Genomic DNA, 12,776 nt, shown 5'->3' with positions numbered 1-12,776 from the left:
ACCGTCTTGAAAAAGGCGGTCTTTTTGTATTTTATTCTAATCTGATAATTATTAAAAAAATACGTCAAGTTCTGTTGTAAGCTCCCCAATTTTGTTTCCATTCTAAATGATAGATTCTTCTTTCATTTTTTGTTTATATTTTTTAGGACTTATGTTCCCTAATGCTTCGTGGGGCCTATTATAGTTATATTCTATCCACCATTGATTTGCTTTTTCTTCTGCGTCTTGTAAACTTTTAAAGACATACATATTGAGAAGTTCATTTCTGCAGCTTTTGTTCAGTCTTTCAATAAGGCTATTTTGTGTTGGTTTTCCAGGCTGTATATAATGAATTTCTATTTTATTTTCCTGAGCCCATAGCTGAAGATTTTTAGATATAAATTCAGGTCCATTATCAACTCTTATGCGTTTAGGCTTGCGTCCTTGTTGTTTTAAACTATTTAAAACCCTTACTACTCTTGCAGAGCAGATACTTGTATCAATTTCCATGGACAGTAATTCCCGGTTATAATCATCAGCAATATTTAATATTCTGAATCTTCTCCCATCATACCAACTATCGCTCATAAAATCCATACTCCAGCATTCATCAGGTTCTAAAGGAATATTAATACTTTCTTTGACTCTGGTGGGAAGCCTTTTTCTTACCCTTCTGCGAATACTCATATTTAAAGCTACATAGACTCTATGAACCCGTTTGTGATTCCAAATATATCCCAAATCCCGAAGCTTATGATAGAGCTTCCAAAAACCATAACCTGGATGATCTTGTGAAAGTTGTGTCAAAACTTCAATTAATTCATCGTCATTTTTAATGCTTGTGTAACGGTAACTTCGCCTACTGATACCTATTGTCAAACAACTTCTACGCTCACTTAAATGGTATTTCTTACAAATAAAGTTGATAATTTCACGCTGTACAGAAGGCTTTACCGCTTTTTTGACAAAACATCTTTTAAAGCTTCAATCTCTAAACATCGTTCGGCATAAAGTTTCTTAAGCTTAGAATTTTCGGACTCCAGATCTCGCATCTTTTGAATATCCGAACTTTCCATACCTGAATATTTACTCTTCCAACGATAGAAAGTACCTTGCGTAATGCCATGATTACGGCATATCTCTATTACACTTTTACCAAATTCCTGTTCTTTCAAAATTCCAAAAACCTGACTCTCTGAATACTTACTCTTTTTCATATTTAAAGTTTTTTAAGCCAAAAACTCTATCTTTAAATGGACACATTTTTAGGGAAGTTTACACCCACAAAAAAACCACCGCATCAGCAGTGGTTATATTTTAAATTGTTCTGTTTGTTTAGAACGATACTTCATTCACTTCCTTGCCCCGCTGGAAACTCATTACTTTCTGGCTTCCTTTGTAAGAAACACTAACTACGTTGTTCTGCTTCGGGAAAGAACTTAAAAGGATCGTGTTTTTAATCTTTAAGGTATTGATGTCTGAAACGCCTCCGGTTTCAAAGTATACCCATACCGTTTCTCCGCTGACCTGACTTCCGGTGAAGGTAATCGTTTTCGGAGCCCCATTAACGTACACATCAAAATTATTGTTCACATATTTTTTTACTTCTGCTTCAAATCCAGCCGTGTTCGGATTGATTTTAATAGCATCAGAGATATGGTTGGTATTCATTTTTGTGGTAAACTTCAATGTTTTGCTTCCGTCGATATAATCCACTTTGGTCATTGAAGAGAAAAAGTCTACATACATAAAACTCATTAACACAAAAAATGTTAAAATTCCTGATATATATAAAAGTTTTTTCATCTTAATTAATAGATTTACAATCATACTTGCTTATTATATAAGTCACAAATAATATGCCAATTAAAAATTAACATTCACAGAATACTTATCATAAAATGCTTTGATGTGAGCAACAGCTTCATCTGCAGTGTCTACGACTCTGTACAGGTCAAGATCGTCAGCTGCGATCATTCCTTCTTCCAGCAGGGTTGCTTTGAACCAATCCAGCAGACCGTCCCAAAATTTGCTTCCTACAAGAACAATAGGGAACTTTCCTATTTTATTGGTCTGAATAAGGGTCATTGCTTCCGTAAGCTCATCCAGGGTTCCAAAACCGCCCGGCATCACCACAAAACCTTGAGAATACTTTACAAACATTACTTTTCGTACGAAAAAGTAATCAAAGTTCATAGAGTATGATTTATTGATATACGGGTTAAAATGCTGTTCAAACGGCAGATCAATATTAAGCCCTATAGATCTTCCCTCAGCATTGAAAGCACCTTTATTTCCTGCTTCCATAATCCCCGGTCCGCCTCCGGTAATGATTCCGAAGCCCAGTTTGGTGATCTTTTCAGCAATTTCTACCGCCATTTCGTAATACGGGCTTTCCGGTTTCAATCTTGCAGAACCGAATATGGATACACACGGGCCTATTTTAGCCAGTTTTTCATAGCCATCAACAAATTCTGCCATTACTTTGAAAACCATCCAGCTGTCTTTGGTAATGGTTTCGTCCCAGGTTTTCTGTCTGAGACTATTGTGTAGTTTTGTTTCGTTAATATCAAGTTCCGGATTTACTAAACTCTCATCCCTGGTTCCATCTATTTCCATTGCAAAATTATTTAAAATGTTTTTCGGCTTCTATTACAGATTCTGGTCTTCCTACATCCACCAGGATGCTGTCATGTACAAAACCGTGAATATGTTCGGTTTGCATGAGGTCAAGATACTCTTCCATAACAGAGAATTTGCCGGTTCTTTTTATTTTTTCAAAGATAACGGGGTTGATACAGTGAATGCCGCTGAAGGCAAGAGCTTTGAAACCTTTGTTGAATTCCGCAAGTCTCTGTTCTCCGGTCTGTACATTCAGCCAGCCTCTCAAAACCATATCATCATTGAAAAGAAGTTTTCTCGAACTTTCACGGTCCGAAACCGCTAATGTAGCAAAATCTTTTATCTTTTTGTGGTATTCTACCAGCGCATTGATATTGATTTCCGTTAAAATATCAGCATTCATGATCAGAAAATCTTCCCCGTGATCGAGGAATTTTCTAGCAAAAATCAAGCCGCCTCCTGTTTCCAGCAGCTCTTCTCTTTCATCAGAGATTTCAATGCTGCATCCGAAATTACTGTTTTTATGTAAAAAGTCAACAATCTGATCCCCAAAATGATGAATGTTAATCACAAAATCGGTAATTCCGAAACTTTTCAGGTATTGGATATTCCTTTCTAAAAGTGGTATGCCGTTTACTTTAGCCAAAGCTTTTGGATGATGATCTGTAAAAGGTTTCAGTCTTGTGCCTTTTCCTGCTGCGAAAATGAGAGCTTTCATATAGTATGGGTAATAAGTGATGGATAATAGGTCATGAATAATCGTAAGTAAAATTACTTATTGCTCATTACTGATTACCGATATTCAGGTGGTGCTGTTCGTCATGGTGAAGGCTTATTTCTGTACCTTCAGGATATTTTTCGCGGATGAATTCGGCAATTTTGATCGCTGAATAGACAGATCTGTGCTGCCCCCCGGTGCATCCGAAACTGATTTGAAGATTTTCAAATCCTCTTTCCAGATAATTGTCGATATTGATGGAAATGATGTTTTTTACCAGCTCAAGGAATTTAGGCATTTCGGTTTGGGTTTCCAGATATTCCTGAACGCCGGGATCATTTCCGGTCTGCGTTTTATATTCTTCAATTCTTCCGGGATTCAGAATTCCTCTGCAATCAAAAGTGAAACCGCCTCCGTTTCCGGTATTGTCTTTAGGAATTCCTCCTTTTTTGTACGAAAAACTGTGTATGTCGATGTGTAGCATTTCTTCTTTTTTTATTTTATTTGAACTATTAAGGTTGATTAAGTTTTAAGGGAAATTAAGATTTTGATCAATCAAAATTATTCAGGAGCTCTTTATAATGTTCGTTAATAAAAGAATTTAAGACTTTATTATATTATCTGTGAAAACATTAATCTTAACATTTAAAAGCTCTTAATGGTTTAAAATGACATTAATTTTTAATTTTGTTTCCTCCGTTGTGAGTTGTTTGATCACTTTTTTCAATTCAGGATAGTCATCCATCTGTTCCCAGTATTCTGCGAATTGGGCAATATTTCTGATTCCCATTTCCAGACTAGTAAGGAAATGCTGTTTCCGTTGGATGAGCCCTCTAAATCCATAAGCACCAAGTACCTGCAGGAATCTCATCATCTGTAATGGTCTTACCGATTTTTTTAGTTGAGATTGGTTTTCCATATTTTCAAACTGTGAAATATAGAAATCAAGCATTTCATTTTTAAAGTCTTCCGGAAAATTGGCTTTAGCCTGAAAAAGAAAAGAAATTACATCATACATCAACGGTCCTTTCATCGCAGACTGGTAATCAATGAAAGAAACCCCGTCATTTTCATCCACCATAATATTTCTGGCCTGAAAATCACGGATCATAATCCCTTTGGGCTCCAGGGTTTCAATAAGAGTGGCTATTTTTCTGAATTCTTTCAATAAAGCTGACTTTTTGTACTCCAGTTCGAGCACATCTGCTACAAAGTTTTTAAAGTAATACAGATCGTGGATCACCGGAAGTTCATCATAACTTTCATATTCAAAAGTTTTAGCGAAATCTATTTTCCCTTGTGTAAGAACCTGAAGCTGGAAAAGTTTTTCCAGAGTTTGCTTTACCAGAGATTGTATCCGGCGGGAAAGCCCTTCTTTGGTAATAAGCTCTGAAAGGGTATTTTGCCCAAGATATTGCTGAATATACATTTTTCTGTCATCAGAAATTGCAAATATCTTTGGGGTATTAAGGTTGAGCTCAGAGAAAATTTCAGAATAATAAAGAAAACTTTCATTTTCCGGAATATTCTCATTGCCGGTTACAATATATTTCCGGGTGCCGGATGCGGCCAGAAAATTCATCCTCGCAGAGCCGCTTTGAGCTAATGTAATAAACTCAGAAGAAGTTTCACCCAGATAATTTTCAAAAAATCGTTTTGCGTTTTCGGAAGTCATAATATGGAAACAAATATACTAATTTACAGTGAGTAGAGAATAGATGCCGGATGGAGGCTTTGGATGCTTGTAAGGTGAAGATTATCAAGGTTATGTATTTGATTTGGATTTTCACTTGTTTTAAAGGTTTCTCATATTTTTTATCTTCCTGCTTCAATGTTTCATTCCCAAAACCTTAACTTTTCTCTTTCATTTTCACCCTAATTTTTATCTTTGCAGTATGTTAAAGGATTTTAAGCCTGTTTTACTTATTCTGCTGAGGTTCATCATCATCTATATGGTGCTGCTTTTTGCATATCAGTTTTATCTGAACAGCGGAAAAGGAGAGGGACTTGATCTTTTTTCAAGAATGATTGCCGGACAGGTAAGTAGTATCCAGAATGCGCTGGGCTATCCAACACGTCTTTATGATGATATCAAAAATGAACAGGTCTGGTTTTATGTAAAGACGGATTATGCCACCAGAATGGTGGAAGGCTGTAATGCCGTTTCTGTAATGATTTTATTTGCCGCTTTTGTATTTGCTTTTTATAAAGGGGCAAAAACGTTTGTATTCGCTCTTGCAGGCCTTGCTTTGTTGTATGTAATGAATCTCATAAGGATTGCTGCCCTGAATATTGTGATGACCGATCATGCTGAATACGGAAAAATGTTCCATGATTTTGTTTTCCCAGCAATTATTTATGGTACAGTGGTAATTCTTTGGCTGATATGGATCAAATTTTTTGCTTTAAAACATGAGAATTCTTAACTGGCTTCTGGTAATAGCAGGAATCTGCGGCCTTGCAGGGGTGAGGTTGCTTGAAGGACAGATTTTTTATGATCCTTTTCTGGATTATTTTCATGAAGCCAATAAAAATATTGAATTTCCACACTTTGAATGGGGAAAGCTGATCATATCACATCTTTTCAGATTTTTGCTGAATCTGCTCTTTTCCTGCCTGATTATTCAGTGTCTGTTTAAAAAACGGGATTGGACAATACAGGGCGCTCTTCTGATCGCGATTATCTTTGTAATTACCCTTCCAATCTACCTTTACTGTATCTATGACCGTTTCGGTATCGGATACCTTTTTTCCTTTTATATGAGGAGGTTCGTCATTCAGCCTCTAACATTGCTGCTAATTGTCCCTGTGTTTTACTACAGAAGACAGATGCTTATGGGGAAAGAAAGCTGAGAGAGAATGTAAATAACCTTAGTTCAGAATAAGAATATCTAATTGATGAAAGTTTGAAGCCAGATGATGGAAGAGGGAGGTTCTGAAGGTCATCAATAATAGATTGCCATCTTTTTTAGCTAATTTGATTTTACAGATGTTTTCAGTATTTATAACTAAAAGCGACTTCCCTCTTCCAGCCTTTAATTCCTTAACCCGATTCAGGTTAAACAAGTGAATATGGTACCAGTTATTACTCTACTGAATGCTTATCAACACTTGTTACATTTTCAGGAGTCCATTTAACTCTTTTTACAAAGTCTTTTTCGCGGACCGGACAGTCTTTGATCTGGCAGACCGGGCATGAGATGGTTTTACAATCATCCATATGGAAATTGAATTCGATATTTCTTTTGATATTTTGGGCAAGAAGGACAATCATTTTTTCCATCTCGTTATGGGCATCGCGGAGGCTATAATACCAGGGTAAAGTAATATGAGCATCAATATGAAGGGAGGCCCCGAATTGCTGGATTTTCATGTTGTGAACATCAATCCATTCTGTTTTCCTGTTATCTTCCAAAACCCTGATGATCTGATTAAGAAGTTCCGGATCCTGTTCATCCATAATCCCGCTTAAGGATTTTCTTACAATTTTATAGCCTACAAAAATAATGTAAGCTCCAAAAACAAGGGCTACCGCTGAATCCAGCCAATAGATTTTAGTAAAATATACAACGACTAAACTGACTACTACGCCAAGAGTGGTTATGGTATCAGATTGAAGGTGCTTTCCGGAAGAAACAAGCACCAGTGAATTCTCTGCCTGACCTTTTTTAATGGAAATATAGCCAAGAAGATAGTTAACAATAGCCGTTGCTGCTATAATCCATATGCCCAGATCCAGCTTGTCAAGAGTTTTTCCGACGATAAGACTGTGAGCACCTTCATAAATAATCATGATTCCTGCAATGGCAATCAGGGCCCCTTCTATACCGGATGTGACAAACTCTACCTTTCCATGGCCGTAAGGATGGTCTTCGTCTTTGGGTTTTGCAGCAAGATAAAGAGAGTAGAGGCCCATAAATGCACTGATTACATTTACGATACTTTCCATGGCATCTGAAAATACAGCATCTGAATTGGTGAGTTTCCAGGCGATGATCTTTCCGATGAAAAGAATGACTCCAAAACCGGCAATCCATTTTTGAAAGCCTATTTTATCTTTATTGTTTTTCTTTTTTTTGTCCATAGGTTTGATAAAAAAAAGAATCTCAATTTTGAGACCCTTTTTTATTTTGTTAGTTTAAACTAAGTTGTTGGCTGCTAAGTATTCTGCAATCTGTACAGCGTTCGTTGCGGCTCCTTTTCGCAGATTGTCTGCTACGATCCAGAGGTTGAGCGTTTTGGGCTGTGAAAGATCGCGTCTTATCCTGCCGACGAAAACTTCGTCTTTCCCTTCGGAATACAGCGGCATTGGATATTCGTTGTTTTTTACGTTATCCATTACTACTACGCCCGGGGTTTCGGATAAGATTTTTCTTACTTCGTTGAGGTCGAACTCATTTTCAAATTCAATGTTCACACTTTCTGAGTGGCCTCCCTGTACCGGAACTCTAACAGCTGTCGCTGTTAGGTTGAAGGTGTCATCCCCTAAAATTTTCTTAGGTTCTTTCATCAGCTTGATCTCTTCTTTTGTATAGTCATCATCACTGAATACATCACAGTGAGGAAGAGCATTTTTGAAGATCTGATAAGGATATACTTTGGTTACGGAATCATCTCCGCTGATCTCTGAGTTCAGCTGGTCTACAGCAGCTTTACCGGTTCCTGTTACCGATTGATAGGTGGAAACGACTACTCTTTTAAGATCATATTTTTTATTCAAAGGTCCTAAAACCATTACGAGCTGAATGGTTGAACAGTTCGGGTTGGCAATGATCTTGTCTTCTTTGGTTAAAACATGGGCATTGATTTCCGGAACGATCAGTTTTTTATCCGGATCCATTCTCCAGGCTGAAGAATTGTCGATAACCGTTGTTCCGACTTCTGCAAAAAGAGGAGCGAATTCCAGGGAAGTAGAACCTCCTGCAGAGAAAATAGCAATATCAGGTTTGGCAGCTATAGCGTCCTTCATGCTTACAATCGTAAATTCCTTCTGTTTATACTTCACCTTCTTGCCTACAGATTTTTCGGATGCTACCGGAATTAATTCTGTTACAGGGAAGTTTCTCTCCTCCAAAACTTTAAGCATAACTTGTCCAACCATTCCTGTTGAACCTACTACAGCTACTTTCATTGATTTAATTAAAAATTTAAAGATTAAACTATTTAAAAAGTTAACTCATAAATGATAACTTATTTTTATGTTTTTAAGCCCCAAAGACTCTTGTCCAAGGGAATGCGAATGCAAATAAACCTGCCGCTATAAGCCCCATGATTACAATTCCTAAAGAAATGGTATCGTTGGATTTTACTTTTTTGTTGATGATGGTCATCAATACGGCCGCAATAAGCATAGAAAATGGATGTTCTACATATTGAAATCTTAAATCTGCATTTTTCATCACAGATCCCATATCCATTCCTTTAGTAAAGTTGATCACTAACATAATGATTCCCAAGAGGAACTGGATGTGGAAGAAGATCATTGTAAAGAGCGTGGTCTTCTTCAAAAATTTGTTCACTTTGCCGCTGAAGCCGAACATGGTTGCTAAAAGCGCAATAATAAATAATGCTACTAAAAGAAGCTCAAGATACCCGAATCCTTTGTGGGCATTAAGTAAAATTTTGTAAAAATCCATAATCAATTTTTTTGTACACAAATATAACAAAAATCCCGGCTTTTCGCCGGGATTTGATAGGTATAAAATCTATAATATTAGAATCTATATGAGATTGATGCAGACCATGTTCTTCCGAATCCAAAGAATACTTGGTTAGAAGTATCCAAACCTTTGTAGAAGTTTGCTGGATTGTTGATGTAAGCATTATATAGTTGCTGTGCCTGCTGATCAGTATTAGTAGATGTTTTGAAATCAGCAACATCTTTAACATGATTTGAAGACTTACCATCAGAGATATAAGTAGTATCAAACAGGTTATAAACATTACCCGTTACAATAAGTCTGTTTCCGTTATTCAGGTTGAAAGAATAAGATACACCTAAATCAAAAAGATTATAGCTAGGCATCTTTAAAGCTCCTTTTTCAGCTGCTTTTGGAATTACGCCATTATTGATGATGAAATTTTGGTCAATGTTAAATGTTCCGTATAAATTATCAGCATATCTCCAAGTACTGAAAACGCTAAGTTGTTTTACTGGTTTTAAAGTAAATCCTAAAGCTGCAGTTGTTTGTGCTGCATCAGAAACTTTAATACCATCTAACGCCAGCTGTACTGAGTTACTGTTAGTTTTAGGATCAGTTATAGCAACGTTATTATCATCGAATAATTCTCCAACAGGATTGTTTTTGTATTTCCAGTTACCTATTGAGAACATACCGTTTAATTCTAAGTAATCTGTAACTTTATAGAATGCTTCGAATTCTGCCCCCATGTGAACTTCCTGTACACCTAATAAGTTTACATAAGCTCTGGTTTGGTTATTTGGATTTGATGGGGTAGGAGTATTAATATTAACATTGGTAACTCTTTGGAATCTGTCTTTCCATGAAGTGTAATACAGGTTAACATTAGCTCTGAAAGCAGAACTTCTGAATCCGTATCCTAACTCTGCAGAAGCAATTTTTTCGTTCTGTAGATTAGAATTTAATACCTGTTGATTATTTGGATATACCGCATAGTTATTAGGCTGTTTAGAATAATAACCCATATTGGCAAAAACGTTATGCTGCTCATTGATATTATAGTTGATACCAGCTTTAACATTGTATCCCCAAATTCCTTTAAATCCGGTTTTAGTATTAACTACCTGATTTTGTTGTTTGGTAACACCGTCTATAACCCAATTGTCAATTCTCTGGAACTGCTGATTGGAAAGTGACCCTTGTAGAAATGCTGAAATGGCATCGTTTGAGTATTCCAACTGTCCAAAAGTTCCTAACCACATTACTTCTCCGTTAAAGTTTCTGCTGGCAATCTGTGAATTATCTTTGATTGCTTTTACAAAAGGATTAGCAGAAGGCTTAGGCTCGTAAGATTGTGTAACAGAGTAGTATGGTGCTGCATTCAGGTTACTGTTTTCACGATATTCTGAATTCCCTAACATTCCTGAGATAAGACCCGGGTGGTAACCATAATAATATCTTCCGTCTAAACCTGCAGAGAAGCTCCAGTTAGAATTAATTTTATGTTGGAAGTTAGTTAAGAAACCATACCAGTCATGAGAATTAATATGTGATCTTCTTACAAGACCACTAGTTCTGGTGGCAATTCCCGGATTTGGATTAGCAGGAGCTGCTGTACCGGCAGCGTTTGAGAAATCTGGGATGGCTGCTCCTTGGTTCCATGCATAGATATCATCAAATCTGATTTGTCCCTGGTCATTTTTAAGTTTTGCACTGTTGATATTATTACCATTAATACCTCCTAGGAAACCTGTTCCTCCACCTCTTCCCCAAGAAGCATATAATACAGTGGATAACTTAGATTTTTCTGAGATATTCCAATCCCAGTTAACAGATGCTACAGGTTTGCTGTAAAAGTTAACGGATTGAGAGTAAACATCTCCTTTTAAATATCCCCAGTTTGGATTATATCTTCTGTTAGGTTCTCCGTTTTCACCATATTTAATGAAATCGGAAATTCTACTCTGATAGTTTTGCATGTGCCATTGAGGAGCACCTGTAAAAGTAAACTGGAAATCATGCTTTTTATTAGGTTGGTAACCTAAAGCGAAATAATAGTTATATGATTCAAAATCAGTTCCATCAACATACATTGCTCCTGCTGTTCTTGACATTAAGAACGAAGAAGACCATCCTTTTGCTGACTTACCTGTATTGTATGAAAATAAAGTTTTAAGATATCCATCATTACCAAGTCCTACAGTAACGTTACCTTCTCTTTTTTTGTCCGCCGCTCTTGTTAGTACGTTAATAGTACCTCCAATAGATGCGATTGCTAATTTAGAAGATCCAAGACCTCTTTGTACTTGCATTGCAGAAGTTACGTCAGATAGTCCTGCCCAGTTTGACCAGTAAACAGATCCGGATTCCATGTCATTTACAGGGACACCGTTTATCATTACAGCAGTGTTGTTCATATCAAATCCACGAACATTAACTCTACCGTCTCCAAATCCACCGCCTCCTTTAGTTGCATAAATAGACGGGGTTGTGTTTAAGATTTCAGGGAATTCCTGATTTCCTAATCTTTCAACAATCTGAGCTTCTTTAATTGTTGAAACTGCTACCGGAGTTTTTCTATCTTTAGCGATATCGGCAACACCAGTTAATACAACTTGTTCAATGTCATTAGACTTCGCTTTTGCGGTGTCCTGAACTTGTTGAGCATAATAGACACTGGCTGTAGAAAGTGTGATTACTGCAGACAGCATCGATTTGTTGATTAATTTCATAATCGTTAGTAATAATTAGATTTAATTTTCTGCAAAATTCGCAAAATAAATTTTAACTATTATTAACTCAATGTTAATTTTTACTAAATCTTAATAAGCTTTATGTTGTTGATTTTCAGTATTATGGACAAAAGTTGAATTTCTATATGAAAAAAATCATATTGTTGAATTTTTAACAAACAGGGGCTCTTTTTATTAAAAATACAACGCTATTTCACGGCTTTGAGACTCAAATCGATATTCTCAGCCGAGTGAGTAAGGGCTCCGGCGGAGATAAAGGTAACTCCTGTAGAGGCTATTTCTTTTAACATATCACGGGTAATTCCACCTGATGCTTCAGATTCACATAATCCATTGATCATTTCTACGGCCTGTCTCATCGTTGGAACATCCATATTGTCAAGCATGATTCTGTCAACTTTTGCTTTGATGGCTTCCTGAACTTCGTCAAGATTTCTTGTTTCTACCTCAATTTTTAATTTTTTCTTATGGGTTTTGATATAGTCTTTAGCCATTTTTACAGCATTGGTAATGCTTCCGTTGTAGTCAATATGATTGTCTTTCAGCATGATCATATCATATAATCCATATCTGTGATTGGTTCCTCCGCCTATGGCTACTGCCCATTTTTCACATATTCTGAAATTAGGCGTTGTTTTTCTGGTGTCTAAAAGTTTGGTTTTTGTTCCCACCAGTCTTGAGTCCCACTCGTGAGTTAAAGTGGCAATTCCGCTCATTCGCTGCATGCAGTTCAGGATCAATCTTTCGGTGGAAAGGATAGACCTTGCGCTTCCGGTTACAATAAGGGCGACATCTCCTACTTTTGCGGCAGCTCCGTCTTTGATGAAGGTTTCAACCTTCAGGTTTTTATCAAAAGTTTTAAAAATAATTTCTGCCAGCTCTACCCCTGCTAAGATACAATCCTGTTTTACTAAAAGCTTGGCGCTTTGTTCAAGATCCTGAGGAATGGTGGAAAGAGTGGAGTGGTCGCCATCCTGAATGTCTTCTTCAAGAGCGTTTTTAATAAATGTTTTTAATGCTTTATCGGTAACGTAGCTGGGCTTTTTCATTATACTATTTTGT

Annotated in this window: 14 protein-coding genes; 2 read left to right on the top strand and 12 right to left on the bottom strand. The window is 36.7% G+C overall.

Annotated features, from left to right (window positions below):
• Nucleotides 1-102: 102 nt before the first annotated feature.
• The 7 genes from J2Y40_RS18835 to J2Y40_RS18805 form a co-directional block, all read right to left on the bottom strand.
• Entirely contained in the window at nt 103-897 is a 795-nt protein-coding gene (locus J2Y40_RS18835) for an IS3 family transposase (RefSeq protein ID WP_310000745.1), read from the bottom strand.
• Between the two features lie 32 nt (nt 898-929).
• Nucleotides 930-1,196: a transposase gene (locus tag J2Y40_RS18830; RefSeq protein WP_310000710.1), complete on the bottom strand. Its 267-nt coding sequence runs from the start codon at nt 1,194-1,196 to the stop codon at nt 930-932.
• Between the two features lie 118 nt (nt 1,197-1,314).
• Entirely contained in the window at nt 1,315-1,785 is a 471-nt protein-coding gene (locus J2Y40_RS18825; protein WP_231128713.1) for a DUF6702 family protein, read from the bottom strand.
• Nucleotides 1,786-1,845: 60 nt separating this feature from the next.
• On the bottom strand, nt 1,846-2,598 hold the full coding sequence (locus tag J2Y40_RS18820) for a TIGR00730 family Rossman fold protein (protein WP_153397357.1): 753 nt from the start codon (nt 2,596-2,598) through the stop codon (nt 1,846-1,848).
• A 7-nt stretch (nt 2,599-2,605) separates the two neighbouring features.
• Nucleotides 2,606-3,319: a nucleotidyltransferase family protein gene (locus tag J2Y40_RS18815; RefSeq protein ID WP_153397359.1), complete on the bottom strand. Its 714-nt coding sequence runs from the start codon at nt 3,317-3,319 to the stop codon at nt 2,606-2,608.
• A gap of 67 nt (nt 3,320-3,386) precedes the next feature.
• Nucleotides 3,387-3,803, bottom strand: coding sequence for an RNase adapter RapZ (locus J2Y40_RS18810; RefSeq protein WP_153397361.1), 417 nt, complete (start codon nt 3,801-3,803; stop codon nt 3,387-3,389).
• Between the two features lie 171 nt (nt 3,804-3,974).
• Entirely contained in the window at nt 3,975-4,994 is a 1,020-nt protein-coding gene (locus tag J2Y40_RS18805) for a phosphotransferase (protein ID WP_310000708.1), read from the bottom strand.
• Between the two features lie 220 nt (nt 4,995-5,214).
• Between J2Y40_RS18805 and xrtF the strand changes: the two genes are divergently transcribed.
• Nucleotides 5,215-5,745 (top strand): exosortase family protein XrtF, encoded by a 531-nt coding sequence (gene xrtF, locus J2Y40_RS18800; RefSeq protein WP_310000707.1) that lies wholly within the window; start codon nt 5,215-5,217, stop codon nt 5,743-5,745.
• Nucleotides 5,732-6,172, top strand: coding sequence for an exosortase F system-associated membrane protein (locus tag J2Y40_RS18795; RefSeq protein ID WP_310000705.1), 441 nt, complete (start codon nt 5,732-5,734; stop codon nt 6,170-6,172). Before xrtF ends, J2Y40_RS18795 begins: the two co-directional genes overlap by 14 nt.
• 232 nt (nt 6,173-6,404) lie before the next feature.
• On the opposite strand, the gene J2Y40_RS18790 is transcribed toward J2Y40_RS18795, so the two are convergent.
• The 5 genes from J2Y40_RS18790 to nadC all read right to left on the bottom strand — a co-directional run bounded on the left by J2Y40_RS18790 (nt 6,405) and on the right by nadC (nt 12,763).
• A complete protein-coding gene (locus J2Y40_RS18790; protein ID WP_153397369.1) occupies nt 6,405-7,403 on the bottom strand; it encodes a cation diffusion facilitator family transporter in 999 nt (332 codons plus the stop codon).
• Between the two features lie 54 nt (nt 7,404-7,457).
• Nucleotides 7,458-8,450, bottom strand: a complete 993-nt coding sequence (locus tag J2Y40_RS18785; protein ID WP_153397371.1) for an aspartate-semialdehyde dehydrogenase — start codon at nt 8,448-8,450, stop codon at nt 7,458-7,460.
• A 73-nt stretch (nt 8,451-8,523) separates the two neighbouring features.
• Nucleotides 8,524-8,955 carry a hypothetical protein gene (locus J2Y40_RS18780; protein WP_153397373.1) on the bottom strand — a complete coding sequence of 144 codons (432 nt, stop codon included), beginning with the start codon at nt 8,953-8,955 and terminating at the stop codon, nt 8,524-8,526.
• A 77-nt stretch (nt 8,956-9,032) separates the two neighbouring features.
• The gene (locus J2Y40_RS18775) at nt 9,033-11,693 is read right to left on the bottom strand and encodes a TonB-dependent receptor (RefSeq protein ID WP_153397375.1); all 2,661 of its coding nucleotides are present in this window, start codon (nt 11,691-11,693) and stop codon (nt 9,033-9,035) included.
• A gap of 209 nt (nt 11,694-11,902) precedes the next feature.
• Nucleotides 11,903-12,763 carry a carboxylating nicotinate-nucleotide diphosphorylase gene (gene nadC / locus J2Y40_RS18770; RefSeq protein ID WP_153397377.1) on the bottom strand — a complete coding sequence of 287 codons (861 nt, stop codon included), beginning with the start codon at nt 12,761-12,763 and terminating at the stop codon, nt 11,903-11,905.
• Nucleotides 12,764-12,776 lie beyond the last annotated feature (13 nt).

This window comes from Chryseobacterium sp. 2987 (assembly GCF_031456375.1).
In the GTDB taxonomy this organism is placed as follows: Bacteria; Bacteroidota; Bacteroidia; order Flavobacteriales; family Weeksellaceae; genus Chryseobacterium; species Chryseobacterium vaccae.
Note: the sequence above shows the minus strand (reverse complement) of the source record. Positions and strands in the feature narration are given on the sequence as shown.